This is a genomic window from Nitrospira sp., from assembly GCA_037045225.1.
Taxonomy (GTDB): domain Bacteria; phylum Nitrospirota; class Nitrospiria; order Nitrospirales; family Nitrospiraceae; genus Nitrospira_A.
This window is the reverse complement of sequence record JBAOHZ010000009.1, coordinates 251351-277389: the sequence shown is the minus strand read 5'-3', so window position 1 is coordinate 277389 and position 26039 is coordinate 251351. Positions and strand designations below refer to the sequence as shown.

Annotated in this window: 23 protein-coding genes and 1 tRNA gene; 23 read left to right on the top strand and 1 reads right to left on the bottom strand. The window is 56.0% G+C overall.

The window, feature by feature from the left end; all coding sequences use genetic code 11:
• Window positions 1-77: 77 nt before the first annotated feature.
• The 8 genes from mtnA to V9G17_02360 all read left to right on the top strand — a co-directional run bounded on the left by mtnA (window position 78) and on the right by V9G17_02360 (window position 7280).
• Window positions 78-1109, top strand: a complete 1032-nt coding sequence (gene mtnA, locus V9G17_02395; GenBank protein MEI2751426.1) for an S-methyl-5-thioribose-1-phosphate isomerase — start codon at window positions 78-80, stop codon at window positions 1107-1109.
• Window positions 1110-1296: 187 nt separating this feature from the next.
• Complete coding sequence (gene ndk / locus V9G17_02390; GenBank protein MEI2751425.1) at window positions 1297-1716, top strand: nucleoside-diphosphate kinase; 420 nt, start codon at window positions 1297-1299, stop codon at window positions 1714-1716.
• Between the two features lie 7 nt (window positions 1717-1723).
• Window positions 1724-3283: a tetratricopeptide repeat protein gene (locus V9G17_02385; protein ID MEI2751424.1), complete on the top strand. Its 1560-nt coding sequence runs from the start codon at window positions 1724-1726 to the stop codon at window positions 3281-3283.
• 197 nt (window positions 3284-3480) lie between these two features.
• Window positions 3481-3867 (top strand): glycine cleavage system protein GcvH, encoded by a 387-nt coding sequence (gene gcvH / locus V9G17_02380; GenBank protein ID MEI2751423.1) that lies wholly within the window; start codon window positions 3481-3483, stop codon window positions 3865-3867.
• Window positions 3868-3958: 91 nt separating this feature from the next.
• On the top strand, window positions 3959-5380 hold the full coding sequence (gene lpdA / locus V9G17_02375; GenBank protein MEI2751422.1) for a dihydrolipoyl dehydrogenase: 1422 nt from the start codon (window positions 3959-3961) through the stop codon (window positions 5378-5380).
• Complete coding sequence (locus V9G17_02370) at window positions 5380-5922, top strand: helix-hairpin-helix domain-containing protein (GenBank protein ID MEI2751421.1); 543 nt, start codon at window positions 5380-5382, stop codon at window positions 5920-5922. Before lpdA ends, V9G17_02370 begins: the two co-directional genes overlap by 1 nt.
• The gene (gene tyrS / locus V9G17_02365) at window positions 5919-7136 is read left to right on the top strand and encodes a tyrosine--tRNA ligase (GenBank protein ID MEI2751420.1); all 1218 of its coding nucleotides are present in this window, start codon (window positions 5919-5921) and stop codon (window positions 7134-7136) included. The genes V9G17_02370 and tyrS overlap by 4 nt, the downstream gene beginning before the upstream one ends.
• 69 nt (window positions 7137-7205) lie before the next feature.
• A tRNA-Gly gene (locus V9G17_02360) sits at window positions 7206-7280 on the top strand.
• A gap of 398 nt (window positions 7281-7678) precedes the next feature.
• On the opposite strand, the gene V9G17_02355 is transcribed toward V9G17_02360, so the two are convergent.
• Complete coding sequence (locus V9G17_02355) at window positions 7679-8386, bottom strand: response regulator transcription factor (GenBank protein MEI2751419.1); 708 nt, start codon at window positions 8384-8386, stop codon at window positions 7679-7681.
• A 531-nt stretch (window positions 8387-8917) separates the two neighbouring features.
• Between V9G17_02355 and V9G17_02350 the strand changes: the two genes are divergently transcribed.
• The 15 genes from V9G17_02350 (at window position 8918) to V9G17_02280 (ending at window position 25957) form a co-directional block, all read left to right on the top strand.
• Entirely contained in the window at window positions 8918-9469 is a 552-nt protein-coding gene (locus V9G17_02350; protein ID MEI2751418.1) for a UpxY family transcription antiterminator, read from the top strand.
• A 67-nt stretch (window positions 9470-9536) separates the two neighbouring features.
• Window positions 9537-9815, top strand: a complete 279-nt coding sequence (locus V9G17_02345) for a transposase (GenBank protein ID MEI2751417.1) — start codon at window positions 9537-9539, stop codon at window positions 9813-9815.
• Window positions 9816-9910: 95 nt separating this feature from the next.
• The gene (locus tag V9G17_02340) at window positions 9911-10585 is read left to right on the top strand and encodes a polysaccharide biosynthesis/export family protein (protein ID MEI2751416.1); all 675 of its coding nucleotides are present in this window, start codon (window positions 9911-9913) and stop codon (window positions 10583-10585) included.
• 27 nt (window positions 10586-10612) lie between these two features.
• Window positions 10613-11227: a polysaccharide biosynthesis/export family protein gene (locus V9G17_02335; protein MEI2751415.1), complete on the top strand. Its 615-nt coding sequence runs from the start codon at window positions 10613-10615 to the stop codon at window positions 11225-11227.
• A gap of 234 nt (window positions 11228-11461) precedes the next feature.
• Window positions 11462-12673, top strand: coding sequence for an outer membrane beta-barrel protein (locus tag V9G17_02330; GenBank protein MEI2751414.1), 1212 nt, complete (start codon window positions 11462-11464; stop codon window positions 12671-12673).
• Window positions 12674-12766: 93 nt separating this feature from the next.
• Window positions 12767-13636 (top strand): ABC transporter permease, encoded by an 870-nt coding sequence (locus tag V9G17_02325; GenBank protein ID MEI2751413.1) that lies wholly within the window; start codon window positions 12767-12769, stop codon window positions 13634-13636.
• Between the two features lie 5 nt (window positions 13637-13641).
• Complete coding sequence (locus tag V9G17_02320) at window positions 13642-14982, top strand: ABC transporter ATP-binding protein (protein ID MEI2751412.1); 1341 nt, start codon at window positions 13642-13644, stop codon at window positions 14980-14982.
• Between the two features lie 963 nt (window positions 14983-15945).
• Complete coding sequence (locus V9G17_02315; GenBank protein MEI2751411.1) at window positions 15946-17334, top strand: DUF6298 domain-containing protein; 1389 nt, start codon at window positions 15946-15948, stop codon at window positions 17332-17334.
• Window positions 17335-17345: 11 nt separating this feature from the next.
• Window positions 17346-18338: a glycosyltransferase family 2 protein gene (locus V9G17_02310; GenBank protein MEI2751410.1), complete on the top strand. Its 993-nt coding sequence runs from the start codon at window positions 17346-17348 to the stop codon at window positions 18336-18338.
• A 311-nt stretch (window positions 18339-18649) separates the two neighbouring features.
• Window positions 18650-19486, top strand: coding sequence for a class I SAM-dependent methyltransferase (locus V9G17_02305; protein MEI2751409.1), 837 nt, complete (start codon window positions 18650-18652; stop codon window positions 19484-19486).
• 140 nt (window positions 19487-19626) lie between these two features.
• On the top strand, window positions 19627-21057 hold the full coding sequence (locus tag V9G17_02300) for a glycosyltransferase (GenBank protein ID MEI2751408.1): 1431 nt from the start codon (window positions 19627-19629) through the stop codon (window positions 21055-21057).
• Window positions 21058-21195: 138 nt separating this feature from the next.
• Window positions 21196-22002: a class I SAM-dependent methyltransferase gene (locus V9G17_02295; protein ID MEI2751407.1), complete on the top strand. Its 807-nt coding sequence runs from the start codon at window positions 21196-21198 to the stop codon at window positions 22000-22002.
• A gap of 93 nt (window positions 22003-22095) precedes the next feature.
• Complete coding sequence (locus V9G17_02290) at window positions 22096-22938, top strand: DUF2334 domain-containing protein (GenBank protein ID MEI2751406.1); 843 nt, start codon at window positions 22096-22098, stop codon at window positions 22936-22938.
• Window positions 22881-24869 (top strand): asparagine synthase (glutamine-hydrolyzing), encoded by a 1989-nt coding sequence (gene asnB / locus V9G17_02285; protein ID MEI2751405.1) that lies wholly within the window; start codon window positions 22881-22883, stop codon window positions 24867-24869. Before V9G17_02290 ends, asnB begins: the two co-directional genes overlap by 58 nt.
• A complete protein-coding gene (locus tag V9G17_02280) occupies window positions 24812-25957 on the top strand; it encodes a glycosyltransferase family 4 protein (GenBank protein MEI2751404.1) in 1146 nt (381 codons plus the stop codon). The genes asnB and V9G17_02280 overlap by 58 nt, the downstream gene beginning before the upstream one ends.
• Window positions 25958-26039: the final 82 nt, after the last annotated feature.

The window sequence follows — 26039 nt, the reverse complement described above, 5'->3', positions numbered from 1 at the left end:
GTCATGATGGGCACGATTTTCAGCCCGCCCTGAGACGATGGCGGGTTCCTGCCCATTCGACCCCGGAGGATGTCCCTATGGTGCCCACCGTTGAGTGGAAAGACGGAGCGGTTCGTCTGCTGGACCAAAGCCGCCTCCCGATGCACGTCGAATTTCTAGACTGTCGTGACTATCGTGCGGTGGCACAGGCGATCCGGGAACTAAAGGTTCGTGGCGCACCGGCGATTGGCGTGACCGCGGCTATGGGGGTGGCGCTGGGAGCGCAGGCGCTGACGGTGACCGAGTACCACGACTTTGCCAAACAGATAGGGGAGATTTGCACCCATCTGGCGGCATCGCGGCCGACCGCCGTCAATCTATTTTGGGCCATCGCCCGGATGAAACAGAAGCTGGAGGCACTCGACAAGAAACCTGTCGCGGAGATCAAGGCCGACCTCATCAAGGAGTCGCAGGCGATCCTGGACGAAGATATCGCGCTCTGCAAGGCCATGGGACAGCATGGGGCGGCGTTAATCGAGAGTGGCCAGACGATCCTGACGCACTGCAACGCCGGGGCCCTGGCGACGGCTGGGTATGGAACCGCCCTGGGCGTGATCCGGGCAGCGTGGGAGCAAGGGAAGAGGATCCAGGTGATAGCCGATGAAACCAGGCCCGTGCTGCAGGGGGCGCGCCTCACGGCATGGGAACTGATGCAGGATCAAATTCCGGTCACACTCATCACGGATAACATGGCCGGTGCCCTCATGCGCCAGGGAAAGATTCAACTCTGCGTCGTCGGCGCCGATCGCATTGCCGCCAACGGCGACGTGGCCAACAAGATCGGCACGTATTCGGTGGCTGTCCTTGCGCGGGCGCACAACATCCCCTTCTACGTGGCTGCGCCGTACTCCACCATCGACCTCCAGACGCAATCGGGGGCCGACATTCCCATTGAGGCACGGAACCCTCTCGAAGTGACGGCAATCCATGGCAGTCATCCCATCGCTCCGCCGGGCGTGGCGGTGTTGAATCCTGCTTTCGACGTCACCCCAGCGTCCCTGATTACCGGCATCATCACCGAACGAGGCGTCTTCAGGCCTGGGGATCTCGCCGCGCATTTTCGATCGTAAGTAGGATGAGTCGTACCGGCATGTTGCCTCTGTGATCGTGAGGTGATGGTCGGGTATTCGAATGGCCATCCAACTGGTTTAGTCGTCCTATACCTTGCCAGTCATTCCGCTGCTTCTTTATAATGTCGGTAGTATGTTCATTCCGAGACGCTGTCGATATTCTTTAGCTGAAGGAGCCTGACGATCCATGAGTGAACGAACGCTTGCCATTGTGAAACCGGATGCCGTGAAAAAGAACGCGATCGGCGACATTATCAATCGTTATGAGAAAGCCGGATTACGGCCGGTGGCGATGCGTCTGATGCACATGTCCAAAGCCACTGCCCAGGGGTTTTATGCCGTGCACAAGGCGCGCCCGTTTTTTGACAGCCTTTGTACGTTCATGTCGTCCGGTCCTTGCCTGGTGCTGGTGCTGCAGGGCAACAACGCCATCAAGGCCAACCGTGAGTTGATGGGTGCGACCGATCCGGCCAAGGCTGAGCAGGGGACGATCCGCGCGGCCCATGGCGCGAACATTGAATTCAATGCCGTCCATGGCTCGGATGCACCGGAGACGGCAAAGTTCGAGATCGGGTATTTCTTTGCCGAAATGGAGTTGGTCGGGTAGGCGCACGTTGAGCGCAGACGTCTCTTATGTGGTTCTTGCTCGACGGTCCTTGCCGGGTCGTCGAGCCGACACGTCGCTTCTCTCGGTCCTGTTGCTTCTGGTCTTCGTGGCCGGTTGTGCTGGGTCGCCGCTCCCTCAGGCGGCTCCGGTCTTGAAGCCAACGGAAAATCCGGCCGTCGAAGCCGAGACACGCCTCTGGTATCAAGCCTCCACTGCGTTTTCCGATGGACGGTATTCCGCCGCCATCCATCTGTACGAGCGGTACCTGACGACCTATCCGAAATCTCGCCGCGCGATGGAAGCCCATTGGGAGTTGGGGCAGTCGTACGACCAAATGGGCGAGGTGACTGCGGCGGTCAAGGAGTACCGGTTGTTGGCCGGCCCTGAGGGCGCGCCGGCGTCCACCCAGAACGTCTATGCCGAACGAGCCCTGCACCGTATCGAGGCCCTGCGCAATCAACCGGCGTTGCCTGCCGGCGCGAGGTCGGGGCACACCGCGTTGTACGTGTCTTTTAGCAACCTGCCGCCGATGTCTCAGGTCGAATCGTGGGTGCGACAACTGAGCGCGCAGGGGGTCAGTGCCATTCTGATGGATGCCAGTCTGGAGTCATCCTTCACCCGTCCGCTGGTTCCCACCGGCCCTCCGACGAGCAGCCCGCTTCCGAACTTACCCGCTGGTGCGTTGTTTGCCACGTCGCAAGGTCCCGTACTTACGGACTGGTACGGGGTGATGGTGCCACAGGCGCATGAACTCGGCCTCTCCGTCTATGCCGTCCTCGATCTCTATCACGCGCCGCTGTCCGACCATCGTCCGGAGTCGAAGATGTTGCTCTACGATCCAACCAGGCGCAAGGTTCATCCCTGGACGCAGTTCGACCTGTTGGCTCCGCCCGTTCAACAACAGATGGCTCAGTTGCTGGCTGATTTGCTCAAGACCGGTGTCGATGGGGTGGTGTTCCGCAGTCGCGCCGAGAATAGTTTTGCCTATGAGGTGAGTGACGGCGTGTTGCGCCAATTCGAAACACAGGTTCATCAACCCTCGTCGGAGGTGGCCCAAGCTCTTCGTGATCGCATGACACTCCGTCCGAACGAGGAGGTTCCGGCGTCTGATAAAACACTCTGGCGTTGGGTCGGATGGAAGGCGCGGCAGGAACTCGATACGCTGGCCCGCCTCAAGAAATATTTGCAGAAGGCGGTGCCGCGGCTACGGATGGTGCTCGAAATTCATCCGGAAGCCTTATCGAATCCGACGTCTGCGCTGATGAACTATGGGGAAGATGCCGCCGAGGCGCGCCGGCGTGGGTTTGATTTATTATTGGGCGGGGCGTCCCGTGAGGCCTCGGATGTTCGGTCGTTCGGAGGGGCGTTCAAAGGCTGGAGTCGGGATGTCATTCAGTCGGAGAAGGGGGAGCCCCAAACCTTGCCCCAGGGGTGGGTGTTGCTCCGCACGCCGGCTGAGCATGGGGGTGGCATGTTCACGGGGCTGGCACAGCAGGCGGATGAGTTGCGCACGCCGGACATTCGACACCTTGTGTTTGTGCCGGATGCGCCGGTGGTGATTCCTTGACAAAGTTTTTCGCAGCTTTTACGATCCGGCGGCACTAAACTTTTGATGGAGTGTCTTATCAACTAGGTCGCTCACACGCATTTCCAGCAAGGCCGCAGGCCGGCCAGTTTCCGAGGCGTACTCCGGTTCTGGTACGGTGAGGAGAGTGGCAGACTGAGAACGCCGCTGGGGGCAGCGACCTATCCAAGAGGAGAGTCATGATACCGTCTAATCTTCGCTACCACCAAGAACATGAATGGGTCCGTGCCGAAGGCGCCCAGGCGACAGTTGGCATCAGTCATTTCGCGCAAGATGCGTTGGGCGACATCGTCTTCATCGACCTTCCAAAGGTCGGTGCCAAGGTCACAGCCGGTCAGCAGATCGGCGAAGTGGAGTCCACTAAAACCACCTCCACGATCTATACGCCGGTCAGCGGAACCATCGCGAAGATCAATGCCGATCTCAAGGACCATCCTGAGGTCGTCAATTCCGATCCCTATGGCAAGGGGTGGATGGCGGTTATCGATCTCACTGCGCCGGCTGAAGTGGAACAGCTGATGACGGCCGGCCAGTACGAAACGTTTTTGAGTAAACAGAAACATTAGCAAGTGGTGATCGGGTGATGTCGTGCCGTTCGACCTCTTGCGTCCCTGATCCATCACCAATCCACCATCGTCATATGTCATCAGATCGTTTATGAGTCACCTCGCAATTCTTGGCGCCGGTCCCGGCGGATACGTGGCGGCGATTCGCGCGGCCCAGCTTGGGGCGCGTGTCACCGTGATCGAAAACCAAGCCTTGGGCGGGGTCTGCCTGAATTGGGGCTGTATCCCGAGCAAAGCGTTGTTGTCGGTCGTGGAGCTTGGCGACAAGGCGAAAAAGGCCAAGGACTTCGGGATCCAACTCAGCGGACCGGTGACGTACGATCCTGCCGTCATGGTGGCTCGCAAGAACAAAGTCGTCTCCACGCTCGTGAAAGGCATTGCCACATTATTCAAAACGTGGAATATCGAACACGTAGAGGGGACGGGGACATTGCTGGATGCGCGTACCATTCGCGTGCAGAAACCGGATGGCAGCGAAACCAGGGTCGAAGCCGACGGCGTGATCATTGCCACCGGTTCATCCTGGCCGAATCTGCCCCTGTTCCCCATCGACGGCACCCAGATCATCACCAGCAAGCAGGCGTTGGACCTCAGCAGGGTTCCCGCGAGCCTCTTGATTGTGGGCGGAGGAGTGGAGGGCTGTGAGTTCGCGTCTCTCTATAGCGGGCTAGGGACGCAGGTCATCATGGTCGAGCTCATGCCGCGGCTACTTCCCTTGGAAGACGAAGAAATTAGCCAGAGCATGGAGCGGGAATTGAAGAAGCGGGGTGTGGAGATCCACACCGGAGTGACGGTGGACAGTATTGTCCGGCAGCCCGACCTGGTCACGGCCCACCTTCGTAACGGACTGTCGTTCAACGCAGAACAGGTGTTGGTGTCCGTGGGGCGAGGGTTTAACTCGCGCGGTATCGGACTGGAGAACGTTGGAGTGCAGGTCGGGCCACGCGGAGAAATCGTGGTCAACGCACGGATGGAAACGAACGTGGCCGGCGTCTATGCGATCGGGGATGTCGTCGGCAAGGCCATGCTGGCGCATGTGGCATCGGCACAGGGAAAAGTGGCCGTCGAGAATTTTATGGGCCATGCCAAGACGATCGACTATGATGTCATCCCCACGGGCATCTTTACGTTACCCGAAGTCGGACGGGTGGGGTTGACGGAACAGCAGGCGCGCGACCGGTGTGTGGCAACCGGGAAAGATCCGCAGCAGGCGGTGAAGGTCGGACGTTTCCGCTACGGCGGATTGGGGAAGGCGCAGGCCTCTGGGGACATTCTAGGCTTGCTGAAGGTCATTGCCGATGCGGAGAGTGACCGGATCCTGGGGGTGCACATTCTTGGAGCCCATGCCACCGATCTCATTCATGAAGCCGCGTTGGCGATGCATCTTGGCGCGACTGTCTCGCGTGTGGCGGAGATGATTCACGCACACCCGACCCTGGCCGAGGGGCTCATGGAGGCGATGGAGGACGTTCATGGCCACGCCATTCATCTTGCGCGAAAGCCGTCGACATAATGGTGCGTTCACTCCTCATTAAACTCGCGATGCTGGGAGTGACCTTGGGATCGCTGATCTGGATCGGCTCGGTCACGCCGATCCGGCAGGTCGCCCCTCATTCGGCGCAACCGGTGGTGGTTGCTCAGACTGGAGCGGCGTCGCGGCAGGTTCAAGTTTCTCCGTCGACCACGTTCACGCCAGGTGGCGAATCGACTCTTGTCCTAAAGGTGCCAGAGGTTCCGACGATACAGCCGGTTCAGGTGTCGGAGTCGCTCGCGCCGCGCGAGGAGCCGGTGCCTGCAGTGCGTCCGGTGCACCATGCGGTCGCGCGGCAGGTGGATCTCAATCATGCGACGGTTTCGGACTTAGAGGCCTTGCCTGGCATTGGGCCGAAGCTGGCACAGCGGGTGATTGAGCATCGGGTTGCGAAGGGGCCCTTCATGAAGGTTGAAGACCTCCGGCAGGTGAAGGGCATCGGACGCAAGAAGTTCGATCGGCTTCGTCCTCATGTGCTCGTGACCAATACTCGATCGTTGTCTCGACATAAAGGAACTCTGTGACTCCGGTAGCACAACAATTAGAGCTGATACTTCGTGGAACAGTTGAAGTTATTCAGCCGAACGAGTTGGAATCGAAGCTGGTGCGTTCGATCAAGGAAAACCGCCCGCTGCGCGTCAAGGCGGGGTTTGATCCAACCGCGCCGGACCTGCACCTCGGCCACACGGTCCTCATCCACAAACTCAAGCACTTTCAAGACTTAGGGCATCAGGTGATCTTTCTCATCGGTGATTTCACTGGCATGATCGGCGATCCGACGGGCCGATCGGAGACACGGGTTGCGCTTTCGAAAGAGAAGGTGCTGGAGAATGCCAAGACGTACGAACGCCAGATTTTCAAGATCCTGGACCCTCAAAAGACGCTGGTGGAGTTCAATAGCCGTTGGATGAGCAGCATGACGGCCGAGGGACTGATTGAGCTGAGCGCGCACTACACCGTGGCTCGCATGTTGGAACGGGAAGACTTCCACAAGCGGTACACGGAGGAGAAGCCGATCAGTATTCACGAGTTCATGTATCCCTTGATCCAGGGCTATGATTCGGTCGCACTCAAGGCCGACGTCGAGTTGGGCGGTACCGATCAAAAATTCAATCTCCTGATGGGGCGGGATCTGCAGCGGGATTATGGGCAGGAAGCGCAGGCCGTCATCACCATGCCGCTCCTGGAGGGGACCGACGGCGTGCGGAAGATGAGCAAGAGTTTCGGCAATTACATCGCGCTCGAGGATCAGCCTGCCGATATGTTCGGCAAGCTCATGTCGATCAGCGATGCGCTGATGCATCGCTATTACGAACTGCTGACGACGGAAGACCTAGGCCGCATCAAGACGGCTCACCCGATGGAAGCCAAGCAATCGCTGGCGGAGCTGATTGTGGCCCGTTACCACGGGCAGGAGGCCGGTCGCGAAGCCAGGGCGATGTTTCAGCAGAAGTTTCAGGCGCGAGAGTTTCCGGAGCAGCCGGACGCCCATGTGATCATGACGCCAGCCGATGTGAAGGATCCCGCCGTCCCGTCGATCGGCCTGGTCGATTTAATTGCCAAGACTGGGCTGGTGCCGAGCAAGAGCGAGGCCCGTCGGTTGATCGTGCAGGGTGGGGTGGAGATCAATGAGCAGAAATTGACCGATGCCAACGCCGCCATCCCATTGGTGGTCGGCAAGCCGCTCTACATGCGCGTCGGTCGCCGTAAGTTTGCGGTGGCGGAGTATACGGCATAAGTGGCTCGCGGCAGTTGCCTTGACTTAGTAACGGCTCCGGCGTAGGATTCAGCTCCTCTGCAGCGAGGGGCGGGCGTAGCTCAGTGGTAGAGTCCTTGCTTCCCAAGCAAGTTGTCGTGGGTTCAAATCCCATCGCCCGCTCCAAAAAAAAACCAGCCTGTATCCAGCAAGCTGTGTCCCTGCCCCATCGATTTGAAATCTGGCCTGTCGTTGGTGCCTCGCAGCTCTGGAGTGCTCATTTCCTCACGGGATAGTTCTCTGCACCGTTCCTCCCGCATCGACTGCTGTCCGGTCTGAGGCTCTCTCCAGGGTGTTTGATCAGCCGGCTAGTCCGAAATGCGAGCGGATCGGCTCCCATCTGTTCAGTTCGAGTCGGACAGCCGCGCGGCCCTAGGGAAATCCTTCGGGCATGCCCCAGAATTAGGGCTCGTCCCATCGCATCATCTTACAGACTAGCAGCAGTATGGATACCGCGCTAAGCTTGCCTGCAATCAGTAGGGGGGGGGGGGGCGAGCCGCCGACAGTTGTGTGAGTGTGGAGCCCTAGGCTAGGGCAGATGATCTTGCCAGCCCTTGCTGGTGTGCTCTAATGAGGAGTTTCTGGCGGTTTGACACGCCGAGTTTATCGAAGATGCTGGTGAGGTGGTGTCGAACTGTAATGCTGGAAATGCAGAGGCGGTCGGCGATGTCTTTATTCGAGAGACCTTCCCCGATCAGTCGAACCACTTCGCGCTCCCGTTCGGTCAGCCCGTCTGAGCACTTCGAGGGGGCAGGGGAGGGGCTTGGCGGGGCTAGAATTGCCGGGGAATGGTTCAATTGTAACTGAGTAGACGCGTGGTCGATCGGCAGCGCAACCGCTTTGCGCGAGTGGGCCAGATAGTTGATGGTCGCGAGGAGGACGGCGGATGGCTGCACTTTAAGGACGATGCCATCGGCCCCGGCAGCAAGCGCTTGCCGGGAATATTCGATATCATCGAATCCGCTGAGAAGTATCGTTTTGATCCTTGGTGCGGCCCGCTTGATCTTTCGAATCAGCTCCGGTGCCCCGCCGCCGATTTCCGTATCGAGAATGACGATGTGAGGCTGCTCGTTCGCGAGAATCTCATCGAGATTGTCGGAATGTGCGGCGTGCCCAACCAGCCGAATCGATTTCGCCTCGTCCACAAGCTTCTGCAGGCCGAGCCGAAGAAGATAGTTGTTGGTTAAGATAGTGACCAACGTGATGGTCTGTAGTTCTACGATTCCGCTCATCAATCCTCCTGGGTCAACCGCACCCCACCGAGCATCGGGTGGGAGGTCCGAATAGTCTCTATATAGTTAATAACCAATTACGCAATCGGTGCTAGGTTGAACGGGTGATTGAGTGTGCATACATGACGCATATTCTCATAGCTGTTTGTCTCCAGGCAATGAGGAATTGCCATTAATTCATTGACCGCAAAGGATTGTGGGCAAACGGTTTGCTGGGTTCCATGTGAAAGTGCTCGTGAGGTAATTTAATTGTTCATGATTGTACACTTTGTCTATCTACCAGTATTTTGGCTGGTTATTTTTCTAGGTTGAGAGGCTTGATGGCACTAGGCATGAACGCAGAATCCTGGCGAAGTAAATACCCGTATTCATTGTTGTCCGTTCGTACACATTTTGTATGGTGTCGCATTGGCACAAAGGTGCTGATGGTAAAAAGTGGTTGCGCCCAAGATCAGCACCATTGTCCGATGTAAACGCGGTGAGAAATCTTTACAAAGATGCACGTACTGATGGGACTCAGAGGGCGAAGCTATGTTGACCACCATTCAATCTGTTCCTGAGCTTGCGAATTCGGAGACCACTGCCGCTGCCGTCGATCTCCGCTGGTATGCGATCAGCACTCGTTCTCGTCACGAAAAGATGGTTCGGGATCGCCTGGCCGGCATTGGGATTGAGCCGTTTCTTCCGTTGGCGAACAAGTTGAGTCAGTGGTCGGATCGAAAGGTCTGGACGGCCAGCCCGCTTTTTTCCGGCTATTGTTTCGCCCGTTTTTCGCTGATGAATAGCCATGCTGTACTTCAAACGCCGGGTATCGTTCGAATCGTCGGGTCGCTGATGCCGGAATCGATTCCTGATGAAGAACTTGCGGCGATCAGGACGCTGGCCGAAAGCGAGCGAGCGTATGAACGCCATGATTACCTGGTCGAAGGAGCCTGGGTGCAAGTCGTACGAGGTCCGTTGATGGGGCTGCGAGGACAACTACTCCGGAAGGCAGGCCACGATTGTCTCGTCATTCGTGTGAACCTCATCCAGCAAGCCGCAACCGTCCACATCGATATGAGTGAAGTCGTCGCCGTGCAGTAACCCTCCGTTTGTCCCGTCTCTCCACGCCATCTTCGGATGTGGCAGGGGCGTGTTCTACGAATCGATCATGCCGAACTCCCGTTTTAACCACGACCAAATCAAAGCCATCGTCCTCGAGATGGAGACGGCGCAGACCATCAAGGCCCTGGCGCACAAGCATGGGGTCTCGACGGCGACGCTCTATCGATGGCGACGACAGATGGGCGAGGTGCGAAAGCCTGCGCGAGATCGTCTCCGGTCATTGGAGATGGAGCATCGTCGGCTGAAGAATAGATATGCTGAGTTGTCGCTAGACTATCTTTCGCTGCGGGCTGCATTGGTGAAGGATGTCAGTCGAGAATGTTAATGCAGCGGCCGGCGGGGCTTGGGCGTTGTGAATTTCTAACCGTGTGGAGGCATACAATGCGTTGGTTTATCGCCATAGCAGCTGGATTGACAATCATGTGGGGAGTCGCCCCGGCATTCTCTCAATCGCCGGGCGCATCGGCCTCCGTCGGTTCGCCTGAGATGGGTGGCAAAGAGGGCGTCCCGGCGTTTACGACAGGGCCGACGCATTCGAGCGGGCATGCTCTTTCCAACATCGTCACCGATGCGTACACTATCGGGGCCGAAGACATTTTGGAAATTACCGTCTGGAGAAACCAGGATCTGTCGAAAACGGTACAGGTGCGACCGGACGGGAAATTTTCATTGCCGGTGATTCGTGATGTCGTGGCGGTAGGAAAGACTCCGTCGCAACTGGCAGACGAAATTACGCGCAAGCTCAAAGAGTATGTGCAAAATCCGGTTGTAGCCATTAGTGTGCGAGAAGTGAACAGTTACAATATCTTCGTCTTGGGTGAAGTGATGAAGCCGGGGAAATATCCGCTCAAGAGCAAGACCACGCTTTTGCAAGGGGTGACGATCGCGGGAGGGTTTACGCCGGTGGCGGCGAGAAATCAGGTGGTAATTTTTCGATTTAGCGACAACGGATCGACGATGCAGACTGTGACCTCCAGCTATGACGATATCGTCCTGCGCGGAGGAATTGCCGGAAACCTTGAACTTCGAGCCGGAGATACGATCGTGGTGCCCAGCGAGTCCATGGTCGTGTTCCCGGGTCAGCAGCAACAATAAGACATCATTCATTCAGGCAGAATTGACATGCATATTAAATATGTAACCAATTTCATCGTACTGCTTTGCGCGGTCAGTTTCACCAGCGTGTCTCTAGTGGGGTGCGCCGCTGTTGTTAAGGAGCGTGAGTATGAGGCGCCGAGCGGCTTTCTGCTGGGGCCGGAGGATCTCCTGGAAATCACGGTATGGAAAAACGCGGATTTATCCAGAATCACGGCCATTCGCCCGGATGGGTTGATTTCCATGCCCTTGATCGGTGACGTACAGGCGTCGGGACTTACCGCGGATGGGCTCGCCCATCGGATTGCGGAGCGGCTGAAGCAGTTTGTCGCCAGCAATCCGGCGGTCTCAGTCAGTGTCAAAGAGCTCAATAGTTATTCTATCTTCGTGTTGGGAGAGGTAACCAAGCCGGGAAAGTATCAGGCCAAGTCATACGTTACGCTCCTGCAGGCCATTTCGATGGGCGGCGGCTTTACGGAATACGCAAAGAAAAATAACCTGCAAGTCGTCCGCAACCGTTTGAATGGAGACAATAAGATCCATGAAACGAGGATTCCCATTCGTTATGACGATCTCCTGGTCGGGCGAGGAGAACCGGGCAACATGATTCTGCTCTCCGGTGATACAGTCATCGTTCCATAACAACAGGTCTACTCTATCTCAACGCTCAGGTGATTCCGGACTGGCGCATGTCTCCTACAATCCGATCTCCGGAGATCTGTGCGGCCGTTAGATCCTCAATGTTGCCGTCATTCGGGTACGGGGAGAGAACGGTCACACGCAACACGTTGTCCGGTGATTGAATTGGGCTGTCATAGCAGGATCAAACAGAGATATGGCAGGCTGTGCTGGTTTGCCATGGTTCTTATGTGTGGAATGGTGATTGGGTTCGAATCTAGTCGGCCTCTGCCGGCGCATGCCGATACGAAGGTCATCCCCTCGGCGGTGTTATCGGAACGATACGACACCAATGTGTTTTATGCTCCACCGGAATTGCTTCCCGCGGGACAACGTCGGAGCGATTTTGTTTCGACACTTGCCGGCGGGCTGCAGGTTCTCCACAAGTCGCGGGCTGTCGAAGCCAGTCTCAGCGGAGGCGCGGATGCCAACGCCTATGCCTACAATACGGGGCTGAATTATGTCTCCACGACTGCAGAAGCCTATGCCAGGCTCGATGGATGGGTCGGTCAGTTTGCAGAAGGAGCGCGATTGCTCATTGTCGAACGATTTCGCTATACGCCTGAGCAACCTGGCTTCGTGACTGGGACCAAAGCCCAAGTAGTCGACGATCCTTTTCTCCGGGGTATTCAGGGATTTCGAGCCAACACCTTTTCGAATACGGCGTCTGCCAACGGTGAACTCCCGATATTCAGAGGGCTTGCCTTGCAGGGTAGCTATTCTTTCTCTACCTACCGGGTGGGTTCAATTGTCGCACTGACGAGTACTGGAGCCGCCTTTTTTGATACCAACATCCATACCTGGTCGATTGGTCCTGGGTTTCGGCTCAGTCCCGTGGATCATGTGGCGCTATCGTATCAACAGAGTCTAGTGTCTCAATCCCTGACCAATGCCGGTCCGGGGATCGCACAGAATCTAGCCTATAACACGCAGGAGGTCTCGGCAAGTTATGTGCGGGTGATGCCAGAGTGGACGGCTACGCTTCGGGGGGGCGCTACACTCATCGAGCCGGCAAGCCAAGCGTTCCCGAGTGCTTCGTTGACCTTGGCGACCAATCCTGAACGTGCCACCTCTCTCAGGTTGGACCTGTCGCGCCGGGCTGCCCCGTCATTTTTCTTTGCGGCAGGTGCCACAATCAGCAACGTGGCCCAAGTGGCCGTCGTGCATCGTCTCTCCAGTCGATTTAGTTTCAGAAGTAGCGTCAGTTATGGATATAACGAGATTGTTCCTGGGAAAACCATCAAGTTTGAGAACGTGAGTGCCTTGGCAGGGGTTGAGTACAAACTGACAAGGACGATGGCGTTGGATTTTTCGTACAGCTACAGCGATTTTAAGATCAAGCAAGTCGCCGCGCCGTTCGAGGTGCAGCGCGATGTCGTGATGCTCTCCCTGACAGTGCAATGGAAATAGCGGCAACGTTTGAGGCGTTCGTGCCTGAGCAGGGCGGAGAACGGCATCGGCCAGGTGCAGGCATAGTATGCACTGCGGAAATGAGGTGAATACGTGGAGCAGGCAGTCAAATTAGGAGCCGCAGCGGGGGCGGTAGTCTCGCAGGAGCCGTTGCTGGTCCTCCGCCCCAGGAAGGGGTGGCAACAGCTCGGCTTGAAAGATCTGTGGCAATATCGCGAGCTGCTGTATTTTCTTTGCTGGCGAGATATCAAAGTTCGGTACAAACAAACAGCACTCGGTGTGGCGTGGGCGATTCTCCAGCCCGTGATGACGATGCTGCTCTTTAGCCTATTCTTTGGGCGGCTGGCAAAGATGCCGTCGGATGGGATTCCGTATCCACTGTTCGTCTACACGGCATTGGTGCCGTGGATGTTCTTCTCCAGCGGAATTACCCAATCGTCAGGAAGCCTCGTCGAGAACGCAAGTCTGTTAAAGAAGGTTTATTTCCCGCGCCTGGCAGTTCCGATCGCTAGTGTGGTCTCCGGATCCGTGGATTTCCTCTGTTCGTTCGTTGTGCTGATTGCCATGATGTTGTATTACGGCATTGTGCCGTCTTTGGCCGTGCTCTGGTTGCCCTTCTTCCTCATCTTGGCCTGTACCGCTGCATTGGGTGTCGGGCTCTGGCTCTCTGCGCTCAACGTGCAGTACCGTGATGTGCGGTACGTGATTCCGTTCCTCACGCAGCTCTGGCTCTTTGCGACGCCGATTGCCTACCCGAGTAGCCTGCTGTCCGAGCCATTGCGCACACTCTATGGTCTCAATCCGATGGTAGGTGTGGTTGAGGGATTCCGTTGGGCTTTGCTTGGGACCGAGACATCGCCCGGACCGATGTTGTTGGTGTCGTCCCTGGCGAGCGTGGTCCTAATGATTACGGGCGCGTTCTATTTTCGACGAATGGAAGTCACCTTTTCGGACAGGGTGTGAAAAGTATGGCTGATCTGGCAGTTCGGGTTGAGGGACTTTGGAAAGAGTATCGTGTCGGCCGGCAGCCGCAGCGGTATTCGACGCTGCGTGACACGATCACGAATGTAATCCGCGCTCCGTTTCAGCTGATGCAGGGCCTCCTCAGTGGCCGAGGGGAGGCGGCCGCGACTAATGACACGTTCTGGGCGGTGAAGGATGTGTCTTTCGACATTCGTCGGGGGGAAGTCGTCGGGATTATTGGCCGGAACGGAGCGGGCAAAAGTACGCTCTTGAAGATTCTCTCTCGGATTACGGAACCGACCGTGGGACAGGTTTCCTTGTACGGGCGGGTGGGGTCGCTCTTAGAGGTAGGAACGGGTTTTCATCCTGAGCTGACCGGTCGGGAGAACATTCAGCTCAATGCAGCCATTCTCGGGATGAAGCGGGAGGAGCTCGCTGCGAAGTTTGACGAAATCGTGGCGTTTGCCGAAGTGGAAAAATTCATCGATACGGCAGTCAAGCATTACTCCAGCGGTATGTATCTCCGGCTGGCTTTTTCAGTCGCAGCGCATCTGGAGCCGGAGATCCTCATAGTGGACGAAGTGCTGGCCGTAGGGGACGCGGCATTTCAAAAAAAGTGTCTGGGAAAAATGGAGGGGGTTGCCAAAGAAGGCCGCACTGTCCTCTTTGTCAGCCACAACATGCAGGCGGTGACTCGTCTGTGTGAACGCGTCATTCTCTTGGATAATGGCGGGGTCGTGGGTGATGGACCCGCCAGTCAATTGGTGACCCGATACCTTTCATCCAGCGAGGGAAGCACGAAGGTACGCGAATGGGACGATCCTGCGCGGGCGCCAGGTAGCGATGTCGTGCGTCTTCGGGCGGTGCGGGCACGGGGGGAAGATGGTCAACCGACGGATTTGGTCGAGATTCAAAAGTCGGTCGGTGTCGAGATTGAATATGAGGTTCTCAAGTCCGGGTATATGTTTCATCCCTGTTTCAGCGTCCACAATAGTGAAGGTGTGCTTCTATTCTCGGCCCAGGATACTGATCGGACGTGGATGCGCCGGCCGCGACCGGCAGGCCGTTATACCAGCACGGGATGGATCCCCGGTGATCTGTTGAACGAGGGGGCCTTGTTTGTGGGCGTGGCGATCTGGACTCTGGCTCCGGATCATTGCCACTTCTATGAGCGGGATGCCGTCGCATTTCACGTCGTCGATTCTTTTGAAGAAGGATTATCACGAGGGGGCTGGTTGGGAAACGTACCGGGCGTTATTCGGCCCTTCTGCAAATGGGAGACGCAAGTCGAAGAGAGCATGCAGGAAGCGTTTCATGCCGCACCTCAAAAACAGCTCAAATCATAATTTAGGATCGCGGCGAAGTTTCGGCCCCGACCACCGATCGGTTCTTCCACTCTTCGGATAGCTATCTTTCTGATGCCGGTCTTGAGAAAATTCATGCTTGACTGTGCCCACTTCTTTATGTTGTGGGCATGGGTCCGTCCGATCGGACGTATAGCGACTTGGTGTGCGACGTGGTTTGTGCCGCCGGATCGGGGGCGTTCTTGCCTCGCCTGGTTTAACCGGCGAGGGTATGTGTCACTCAGAGCGACCATTCACGGCGAAGATGTCACACTGGGGAATAATGTGTTCGTGGGCGACCGTGTCGTCTTGTATCAAGATCGGGATGGTGGTCCGATCGAAACGGGAAAAGGGGTGCATATTTACGGTGATACACATATTCAAACGGCGCAAGGCGGTCGTATCACAATCGGCGCAAATACGCATATTCAGCCCCGGTGCCAATTTACCGCTTGTCTTGCCCCTATTGAGATCGGAACCGGCGTGCACATTGCGACTGGCTGTGCATTCTACCCATATGATCATGGGGTGGCTCCCAACGTACCGATAGGCGAGCAGCCCTTGCAAACCAAGGGAGCCATTCGTGTGGATGACGACGCATGGTTGGGGTGTGGAGTAATTGTGTTATCCGGCGTACGCATAGGAAAAGGGGCCGTTGTAGGTGCTGGCTCCGTCGTAACGCGAGATATCCCAGATGGAGCCATCGCCGTCGGATCTCCTGCCCGTGTCATCAAGATGAGGAGCGATCTGCGGGAATCAGTGCCTATTGAAAGATTGGTTTCTTGAATGAACCACACTGGTTTGACGTTAATGGTGTGGCAGTGTCTAAAGAATATCGCAGGCCTCCCGAGCTGCTCTCTCGGTAGTCGTATCCTTATGATCGCCGCGCTTGGATGTTGGCTGATTCCGTCTTTGTCATTGGCGAGCCCTGAAACCACGATCACCCAGGCCAAAGGCCCTTTGAGGGTGCTCAAGTCAAACCCGCGTTACTTTTCAGACCAAACCGGCAAGGCCGTCTACCTGACGGGCATGCACATCTGGAACAACTTTCAGGATTGGAGCGGTCAGGCAGACCTGGACTATACCGCCTATCTTCAGCGGCTCGAGTCGTACAATCACAACTTTATCCGGATGTGGACATGGGAGCATGCGCCGGTACCTCCGCATCAAGGAGAATGGCCGGATGCGCCATCGCGGTATCAGCGAACAGGACCGGAGACGGATTTTTCTGGCGAACCCAAATTTGATCTTACCAAATTCAACCAGGAGTATTTCGATCGCTTGCGGGCGAGGGTTCAAGCGGCTCAGGATCGTGGCATCTATGCGTCCGTGATGCTGTTTCAGGGCGGAAGTATCGAAGGGAAAGGCGAGCCTGTCAATCCCTGGTTAGGCCATCCGTTCAATGTGAAGAACAATGTAAATGGCATTGATGGTGATCTCGATCATGACGGCGAGGGCAAGGAAGTACACACGCTCCGGTCTCCCGCGGTGACGGCGGTGCAGGAAGCGTATGTGGGAAAAGTCATCGATACATTAAACGATTTTGATAACGTCTTGTATGAAATCAGCAATGAAAGCCACCGCGACTCACAGGAATGGCAATATCACCTGATTCGATATATCAAACAGTACGAGGCCGGCAAACCGAAACAGCACCCCGTAGGAATGACCGTGGAATATCCCTATGGTGATAATGCGGAGCTCTTCTCCAGTCCGGCTGATTGGATTTCGCCGAACGAATGGGCCATACCGGGAAGACAGGATGCGGAGTCCACGTACAAGATGTCCCCTCCCCCCGCGGATGGACGCAAAGTTGTATTGGCCGACACTGATCATTTATGGGGGCTTGGCGGGACTCCGGAGTGGGTCTGGAAAAGTTTTACGCGAGGGTATCAAGCAATATTTATGGACCTCGACGAACCTCGGTTTGCCAAATATCAGAAGCCTGAGAATCGGGAGACATGGGATTCTACTCGGCGCGCGATGGGGCACATATTGGGACTTGCGCGACGAATCCCACTGCAGACGATGCTGCCTGCCACAGAGATTGCTTCATCCGGTTACTGCCTGACAAATCGTGAATCGAGTTATGTGGTGTATCTGCCCCTGGATTACTACGGATCGACTAGAAGGACCTTGGCGGGGAAAGTGCTTCGGTTCTTGTTCCGGAAGGAAATGGTCAAGAAGATAGTTTCGGTGGACCTGTCAGCGGCGACCGGTCCGTTTTTAGTCGAGTGGCTCAACGTCAGTACGGGTGAATCCGTTGTTGTCGGTACGACGACCGGGGGAAGTATTCAAAACTTTGGAGTGCCCTTTGACGGGGCTGCCGTCCTCTATCTAAGTACTGCTAAGTGAGGTCTCTGTCTATGCCACCGAATGCGCAACCATTAGTAACCGTGCTCACACCTGTCTACAACGGGGAAAAGTACATCGTCGAATGCATTGAAAGTGTGCTGGCCCAGTCCTATGACAACTGGGAATATCACATCATCAATAATTGCAGCACAGATGGCACGCTCAAGATTGCCGAAGCATATGCCGCGCGAGATCCACGGATTCGCGTGACCACGAATCCGCAATTCGTATTGAGGGAGGAAAACCACAATATCGCATTTCGACAGGTTTCTCAGAACAGCAAATATTGCAAGATGGTGCATGCGGACGATTGGTTGTTTTCCGACTGCATCGCCAAGATGGTGGAACTTGCCGAGGCGAATCCGACGGTCGCAGTGGTCGGGGCGTATGGACTTCGGAAGGAACGGGTGGTTTGGGATGGACTCCCGTATCCAAGTTCATTTATGACCGGCCGGGAAGTGTGTAGAAGGGTTTTTCTGAACGGGATTTTTGTCTTTGGGACACCTACGTCCGTGCTGTTTGCGTCGGATGTGGTGAGAAGCCGTCCAGCGTTTCACAATGTAGACAATGAGCATGCTGATGCTGAAGCCTGCTTTGAAGTCCTCACGGATAGGGATTTTGGTTTTGTACACCAGGTACTAAGCTATACCCGTGTGCATTCGGAGAATGCATCGACCTTCGATGAGGTCTGCATGTGGCTTCCTGAGATCGAAATTCTGCTCAAGTATGGACCGGCCTATCTTAGTGCAGACGAATATAAGCAGGAAACAGAGAAGATCTGGGATCAGTATTACACCTTTCTGGGTTCCCGGGTGTTTCGCAACAGGGCAAAGGGGTTCTGGTCGTATCACCGGAACACCCTCGATCGACTCGGACATCCGCTTGCGGTGCGGCGGGTTGCAAAGGCTATCGCGTTGAAGGTCTTCGACTTGTTGTTGAATCCGCTTACCACCTCGACGAGGATCGTCGGTCGCCTCACAGCCAATTGCTCTCCTTCAAGATAGTAAAGTTGCAAAGAGTTGCATTCCCTCGCCTTATTCGGAGAAGGCCGGGATGTCGCAGTGTGGTGCGCAAACAGTGTCAGTTCTCCCTCCATCTTTTGAGAAGACTCTGCGTATCTGAGCAAGTGTGGTCTCGCTGCGAGGATAGGCCTTCGTAGCTGAACGGTAGAGACCGCGATAGAACATGGAAATGGCACGATTCGTCGCTTAGACAGCGCCTCTGAGAAGTCACATCACTTCCCCGAATCTGACGTGCCAGCCTCGAGCGCACGTGAGTTCCCGTCCCGCACCACGACTAAAGGATTGAGAGCGAGATGAAGAAGCTAGCATTCAGTAATTCTTTGAAAGTAGCAGAACGACGCTATATCCAATCAATTCACGAACAACGCGAACTGAAGAATCCCGATAGTCTAGTCGGCATGTTTCTGCCGGTCCTACGACGGTGGAGATGCAGATGGCTGAGCCCAAGGATCGTTGCTGCGTTGCAGACCGATCCCATCTACTACTACCTCCTTGCACGAACGCGATACTACGATGCCCTATTCCTGAACGCGATTACGAATAATGTGCAGTACATCATCAATGTTGGATGCGGGACGGATACGCGGGCCTATCGATTTGAACAGGCTTTGACGCAAAAAGGCGTGAAGGTGTTGGAGTGTGATCAGCCGAACGCGATCCAGATCAAGCAGGACTTGGCGAAGCGAGTTGGCTGTAATAGAAATCTTGCCTATGTTTCTATCGACCTGAATGCCGACAGTTGGTCGGATTTCGAGGCCTGGTTGACGACGAAGAAGCCGGCAAAGACATTGGTCTTCATGGAAGGTGTGGCCCCCTATATCAAGGCAGACCGGTTCACACAATTTCTGCGATTCCTGGCACAAAACTTATCGACTGGAAGTCGTGTGGCCTATGATTTTAAGCTGCGTGGTTTTGATGAGGACTTGGACAGTGCCGGTCAAACCAAGAATTTGTTCAGGTTAGCAGGGGAGAGGGACACGGTGGCCGCCTTTCATGGAGAGATTGGATATCAACTCGATCATATGGAGCGAAGTGCCGACCTCACCACGCGGTTGTTAGCCGGCCTAGACGCGTCGAGAAGTCCCTTGTTTATTGAAGATGCGCTCATTCAACTTGAAGTCATGCATTGATGCGGATGGCTGGACGGTCCTTGAAGTCCGGTCACTACCTTCTCACTCGCTATTGCATTCAGGGCATGGTTTCGGCAGCTGGGGTCGCAGACGATGACACAGTGGCCCATTCCATCAAACAAACAGGGTTCGTGGTTTAGATGCCAAAGCTTGTAATGATTGCATATCACTTTCCCCCAGAAGGAAATGCAGGTTCACATCGCCCGTTACGGTTCGTTAGGCAATTGCCGACATTTGGGTGGGCCACCACCATTGTGACAGCTGTTCCTAGCCAATATGAACGCTACGATCCAACGCTAGTAGCAGCGATTCCTGTCGATACGGAAATTATTCGCATCAACAGTGCCGATTTGTGGCGGAAGTTTCAGTCCTGGCGGGGGCGGAGCGTAGTTGGAATGTCATCGGGGGCTGCGCCTTCGAGTAGTGGCAAAGTCTCGAATGGGGCGTCCAGTACGCTCCGCGCGAAACTTAGAGAAGTGATACGCCTAGCTGAGGCCTGGTGGTATCACCCAGATATGGCAAGTCCCTGGATCAAGGGCGCAGTCCATGCGGTAACCGAGGTCTGCCGGCGAGACCGAGTATCGGTGATTTGGGCCACCGCCGGCCCGGTCAGTGCGTTGTATGTTGCGCGGGCTGCTTCGCAGAAAAGCGGTATTCCCTATGTTCTCGACTTCCGGGACTCATGGACCATTACACATAACGACTTCGAATCGAGGCGTCCCTCCTGGGCTATCAGGCGTGACAGGATCAGAATGTATGAACTGCTCCGAGGGGCGCAAGCTGTGATCTTTCGGTATCACACGGAGGCCGAGTGTTTTTGGCAAGCGTATCGAGGCGCTCTGGAGGCATCGAAGATTTATATCATCCCTAATGGATATGAGTCACCGATTGAAGAGCATGTCACCGTGACTGGAGACACATGCAATGTTCTGTATACCGGGACGCTTGATACGTATCGCTATGATAGCCTTCTCGAAGCCTTGGTCATCTTAAAAACCAAAGAGCCGTCGCTCGCACAGCAGTTACGCCTGCTGTTTGTAGGCGAAGGGATGGACTCGCTAGCCAATGAAGCCGACACGAGAGGATTGTCGAGCATGATCCAAACCATGGGGCCGAAGACTCATGCCGAGGTTGCTGGTATGCAACGAGAAGCTCATGCCCTACTCGTATTAGGGCGTCTGCCGACTATCAATGGTTACGAATTGTTCGCTGGAGCCAAACTGTTTGGATATCTGAAGGCCGGACGACCCATTGTGGGTATACTCCCCTCCGATGAGACCCAAAATGTTCTTCGTCGTGTTGGGTGTATGACGGTTGCCGATGTGGATTCAGTGGAGGACATCACCAGGGTACTGCGGCTTCTGCTTGATCGTTGGTCAGATGAAACTCTGTCCTCGCTGGCTCCCGATCGCAAGGCATGCGCCGTCTACTGCGCAGAGCGACAGACGGAGACACTGGCACATGCGCTGGAACGGCTGCCTGCTAAGGAGGCCTTTATCCCTGGGGCGCAAACTGTTCCCGCCACGTTACGCGCAAGGGTTGAGCACATCCGTCGATTGCTAATACCCTGAGAGTGAGTTCACGGCACGCCGTTCTTTGCTCCTCTTTACCTACTACAGAACAGACTTAGGCGGGGCGTCGACCGCTCTATTGACCGAAGGATGAACATTGCAAGTGATTATATGACCGGCCACCGCGGAAGGAGAGTCATGAGCTACGACAAGAGACTGGATTCAACAGTGAGTGAGGTCTTCAACTCGAACAGTCTTTATTATGAAATGATGGCAACCTGGCATGGTCGGCAGGATGGACCGGTCTTGGAACCGGAAGTGAAGCAAATCATTGAAGCTCATTGTCGGCCAAACTCGCATGTTCTCGAAGGCGGGTCAGGGTCGGGCAGCATTACCAATTGGTTTGCCGGACGGCATACTGATGTAAATTTTGTCGGGGTCGATATTTCGAGCATTGGAGTACAGATGTCGCGCGAAGGCGCGCCACCCAACGCCCAGTATCACACAGCTGATTTGAAACAGCTTCCGTTTGCGGACAAGACCTTCACATTTATTTTTTCGCAATCGGTAATCGAGCATGTCGTTGGATGGGAAGATGCACTGGTCGAGCTCCATAGAGTGTTAATCGACGGAGGCGAACTGCTCATTCGCGTCGGAAACGGCGGATCAGGATTTCATGGTCAGCACACCGGTTCACATTTGCGGGCGATCCTCAACTATCTCCTCAGGAGAAATCGCGCCGAGGTCCAGACCCCCTCGTTTCAGTTGCGATCAGGAGACTGGAGCCAACATGTAACCAATTTCGATGTGCAAGAAATTCCATCAGATGTCCTACTGAGGGAGTTACGTCGGGCCGGGTTTTCGATCTCATACTTCACGACTGGCACGGAAAAGTGGCGCGGAAGTGGCAATTGGAAGGCCGAACTGATCTCTTATCTCCGATTCTGGCCGTTTAATCACTTGGGTTCAACCTCGATTGTCTTAGCCAAAAAACCTAGCCGCTAGTTTCCCAGACGCGTTCTTTCCTGGGTAGGTTTCTGATCCCTCAGGCAACGCGCCAATTTTACAATTTCAACCTTTTCTAGATCTAAAGGCCACGTGTATTTCTGCATCCGCGACGACGATACGAGTTTTTTTACCTCCCCCGAGGACTTGGAGCGAGCCTATGGTGAGGTTACAAAGCAGGGACCGGTGTCTCTGGCCATCATTCCATTTTGTCGGGCAGGGAGCAGTAAGGGGGTACCGGTGGCCTACCGCGAGCAATGGTCGATCCATCCGCTCGAAGACAATAAGGCCTTGGTGGACTACCTCCGTCGTGGCATCGCAGACGGTCGATACGAAGCCATGCTGCATGGGTACCATCACGATGTGCCCGGTATACGATGGGAATTCATGGACGGGACGGAGTTGGCCAGAAAGGTCCTCGAGGGTAAACAATACCTTGAGCAACTCCTCCACACGACTGTGCGGGTGTTCGTTCCGCCCCACAATGCTATCGGTAAAAGCGGGTTGATCGGGCTTGCCCAAGCGGGGCTTCACCTCGGTGGCGTGGCCGGCATGCGTCGCGGCTGGTCATGGTCCTCTCCGAGCACCGTAAAAACCTGGTGGAGACTACGAAGTCGTCGCGCAAAGGGGTTGGATGGTATTCCCTGGGTGCTTGATTTGGCGGACCATAAGGAGCTTGCCGGAAATCCCATTACGCCTATGGCCAGGTTTCAGAACAATCTCAAGCGATTTGACGAGGCCTGCGCGGTTCGCGGTGTATTTTGTGCCGCGACGCACTATTGGGAGTTCGACCAAACAACGGGAGACCCTCAGTCTCCCACAGTCAGGGAGCATCTTCATAAACTGATCCAACGTGCGGTGGCGGATCCGAAGGTCCGATGGGTTCCCGTTGGAACTGCGCTTCTCAACTCAGAAGCTTTACCTCAGGGCTCCTAGCGGCCCGTCTTGTGCAGGTGGAGTCAACTCGTCGCCGGCAGGAATTTCCTCTTCAGCGGCGCACAATCGGGGTGAGTATGTGCGGTTTTCTCGCCGTCTTTCAAAGTGCTCCCATCATTGACTGGGAATCGGCGTGCAGGGCGGCGAACGCCATTGCGCACCGAGGCCCTGACGAACGAGGTGAATGGCGGGATCGGCATGCCCAGTTGTTTCATCGGCGTCTGTCGATCATCGATCTGGGCATGGGTCAGCAGCCTATGCTCAGTAAGGATGGCCGGCACGTGATCGTGTTTAATGGTGAGATCTATAACTTCGCGGAGCTGCGCGAAGAGCTTCGACGAGACGGGGTGACGTTCACCACACATTCTGATACCGAAGTGTTGCTGGAAGGGTTCCGTAGATGGGGAGTGAGCGTCGTTGAACGGCTGAATGGCATGTTCGCCTTCGTGGTATGGGACCGGCTCGAATTGCGCGTGTTCGGGGCACGCGATCGATTAGGCATCAAACCCCTGACCTGGGCCATGCACAAAGGGGCGCTCGTTGCCGCCTCGACACTGGAGCCGTTCATCGCGCTCGAAGCGTTCCGATCGATCGATCCCGTGGCCGTGCGCGATGTGTTGACGTTCGACTATATTCCGGCCCCGCGCACCATCTTGCGCGATGTCTCCAAGTTACAGCCTGGGAGTCGGTTCGAGTGGCGATTGGGGGACGCGGCGCCCCGCATTGAGCGATACTGGCATCCACCCCTCGTGGACCAGTCGGCTGTGGCGCCCTGTGAGGCGGAGATCGAGGAGTTGCTCCGGCGGGCGGTCAAGCGTCAATTGGTCAGCGATGTTCCGATCGGGGCATTTCTGTCCGGAGGGATCGATTCGTCCTTGATCGTCGCCCTCATGGCTCGGGAAAGTAGCCGGCCGGTCAAATCATTTTCAGTCGCATTCGACGATGAAGCGTTTGACGAGTCCCCCCTTGCTGAACTGGTGGCAAAGGAATTCGGCACCGACCATACGGTGCTGCGCGGGGACAGCCTTTCAGCGGAGGGAGTGTTAGATCTTCTCGGTCGACTCGATGAGCCATTTGCCGACCCGGCGGTAGTTCCGACCTGTGCGTTGGCGCAGCTCACCGCCGGCCATGTAAAAGTGGCGCTGTCGGGTGATGGCGGCGATGAAGTCTTCGGCGGTTACTCGAAATACCTTGTGAGTCAAGAGCCCCGGCCTTTTCCGGGACATTCTATGCTGGATGCAGCGTTACGCGCCACGACCTGGCGCCCGCGAGGAATGGCAAATATCTACCAGCGAACATTGTCTTCCCGCGATCAGCTTCGCTGGTCCCGCGTGCGGTATGGAGATTTTCCCGTCTTTCGGAAGGATCTTCGTCAGGTGCTTTCGCTTCCCTACCACGACCGTGCCGACATAGCCTCTTACTTTGAACCGTGGGATCGCGTGGCTGGGCGATACGGGGACACCACAACCATGGATAGCCTGATGCGGACTGACTTGGAAACATACTTGAGCGAGAATTGTCTCGTGAAGACAGACAGAGCCAGCATGCTGGCCTCGCTCGAAGTGCGGGTCCCGTTTCTCGATGAACTCCTGCTGGATCGGTTACTTCCGCTGCCGGCGGACAGGAAGATCATCGATGGATCTTTAAAGGCGCTCTTGAAACCGATTGCGAAACGTCTGTTGCCCAGACAGGTGTGGGACAGGCCCAAGCACGGGTTTAATACACCCGTCAGCAGTTTACTGGCCCGGCAGTGGCGACCAGCCATGGCGACTGTATTAGAGTGGGGACGGGCGAATGTCGACTTCTTCAACTATGATTATCTCCAGCGCCTCAATGCCATCAATCTTGCGGAGGGAGGCATCGATCGCGAGTTGTGGAATCCATTCGTGACGCTGGCCTGGATGATGCGGCATTCTTTACGGGCATCATGAAGCTTCTCTTCATCAACGACCTCATTTATGACTATGCCTTGAACGCACCCGGCGCAACCGGAGGTGCGGAACGATACGCCTGGCTTCTGCTGCGAGCGCTGGCAGCCGATGGCTGGAACGTCACAGTGGGGGTTCGGAGAGCGGTACCGGTCGGCGAGAGAATGACGGTGGACGGAGTGCAATTTCTCGGGTTGGACGGCGGGCATGTTCTGGGAGTGTGGCGGAAGGTTCTTCGGGAGGAGCGCCCGGACTGGTGGCTCTGGCAATGTGCGGATCATTGGTGGGGGCCAGCCGTGGAACTCGCTAAAATGGCGGGTGTACGGACGATCTTCTCTGCGATGCACGACATGGATTTTCGCTTTCGCCAGGCACTGTCGTTACACCCTCGTTTGTGGCCGATGTACGCCTGGGGGCTCATGCGGGCAGACAAGATCTTCGTTCAGCATAGCCAGCAACTGGCCGAGTTATTGCCGGGATGGCGCGCGAAAGCTACGGTATTGCCTGGGGTCGTCACGCCGTCAGAGGATGCGACGGCTCACGCCGGTCGTGCGCCCTATGTGGCGTGGGTTGCGATGCTCCGTGAGCACAAACGGCCGGACTTACTGGTCGAAGTCGCTCGACGATCTCCGCAGATTCGATTTGTCGTGTGCGGTGGGGTGAGCCGGCATCGATCACAGGCCGGGTATAGTGAGCAGATGGTTTCTGCGCTTCAGGCGTTGCCTAATGTCGATTATCGAGGGCTTGTGCCGCCGGAAGAATCACTCGATGTGATCGCTCAGGCGGCGGTCCTTCTTTCAACATCAGATTCCGAGGGGTTTCCCAGTACGTTCCTTGAGGCTTGGACCAGTGGGACGCCCGTCGTCAGTCTCACAGTTGACCCGGACCGACTGCTGAGGGACGAGGGGCTTGGAATGGCTTCCGGCACCGTCGCCCAGGCAGCTGTGGACCTCCAACGTCTGGTGGGACAGGTCGATCTCCGCGAAACCATCGGGATTCGGGCTCGTGAATTTGTCGTGAAGCGGCATTCGCCCCAGGCTGTATCGGTGGTGTTCAGAGAAGCGCTTCCCTCGAAAATGAGACTGTCATGATGTGCTGCAACGACAGTTCTGTGGCACAAGTAGCAATCTGGGGTAGGGAGATGAGAGTTGCCACCGTTTCGTGTTCAGCAAG

What these genes read in the sequence shown, in the direction of transcription:
- mtnA (MEI2751426.1), top strand. Translation starts at nt 78, where the DNA reads ATGGTGCCCACCGTTGAGTGGAAAGACGGAGCGGTTCGTCTGCTGGAC.
- ndk (MEI2751425.1), top strand. Translation starts at nt 1,297, where the DNA reads ATGAGTGAACGAACGCTTGCCATTGTGAAACCGGATGCCGTGAAAAAG.
- gcvH (MEI2751423.1), top strand. Translation starts at nt 3,481, where the DNA reads ATGATACCGTCTAATCTTCGCTACCACCAAGAACATGAATGGGTCCGT.
- lpdA (MEI2751422.1), top strand. Translation starts at nt 3,959, where the DNA reads ATGAGTCACCTCGCAATTCTTGGCGCCGGTCCCGGCGGATACGTGGCG.
- V9G17_02370 (MEI2751421.1), top strand. Translation starts at nt 5,380, where the DNA reads ATGGTGCGTTCACTCCTCATTAAACTCGCGATGCTGGGAGTGACCTTG.
- V9G17_02355 (MEI2751419.1), bottom strand. Translation starts at nt 8,386, where the DNA reads ATGAGCGGAATCGTAGAACTACAGACCATCACGTTGGTCACTATCTTA.
- V9G17_02350 (MEI2751418.1), top strand. Translation starts at nt 8,918, where the DNA reads ATGTTGACCACCATTCAATCTGTTCCTGAGCTTGCGAATTCGGAGACC.
- V9G17_02345 (MEI2751417.1), top strand. Translation starts at nt 9,537, where the DNA reads ATGCCGAACTCCCGTTTTAACCACGACCAAATCAAAGCCATCGTCCTC.
- V9G17_02340 (MEI2751416.1), top strand. Translation starts at nt 9,911, where the DNA reads ATGTGGGGAGTCGCCCCGGCATTCTCTCAATCGCCGGGCGCATCGGCC.
- V9G17_02335 (MEI2751415.1), top strand. Translation starts at nt 10,613, where the DNA reads ATGCATATTAAATATGTAACCAATTTCATCGTACTGCTTTGCGCGGTC.
- V9G17_02330 (MEI2751414.1), top strand. Translation starts at nt 11,462, where the DNA reads ATGGTGATTGGGTTCGAATCTAGTCGGCCTCTGCCGGCGCATGCCGAT.
- V9G17_02320 (MEI2751412.1), top strand. Translation starts at nt 13,642, where the DNA reads ATGGCTGATCTGGCAGTTCGGGTTGAGGGACTTTGGAAAGAGTATCGT.
- V9G17_02310 (MEI2751410.1), top strand. Translation starts at nt 17,346, where the DNA reads ATGCCACCGAATGCGCAACCATTAGTAACCGTGCTCACACCTGTCTAC.
- V9G17_02305 (MEI2751409.1), top strand. Translation starts at nt 18,650, where the DNA reads ATGAAGAAGCTAGCATTCAGTAATTCTTTGAAAGTAGCAGAACGACGC.
- V9G17_02300 (MEI2751408.1), top strand. Translation starts at nt 19,627, where the DNA reads ATGCCAAAGCTTGTAATGATTGCATATCACTTTCCCCCAGAAGGAAAT.
- V9G17_02295 (MEI2751407.1), top strand. Translation starts at nt 21,196, where the DNA reads ATGAGCTACGACAAGAGACTGGATTCAACAGTGAGTGAGGTCTTCAAC.
- asnB (MEI2751405.1), top strand. Translation starts at nt 22,881, where the DNA reads ATGGGTTCCCGTTGGAACTGCGCTTCTCAACTCAGAAGCTTTACCTCA.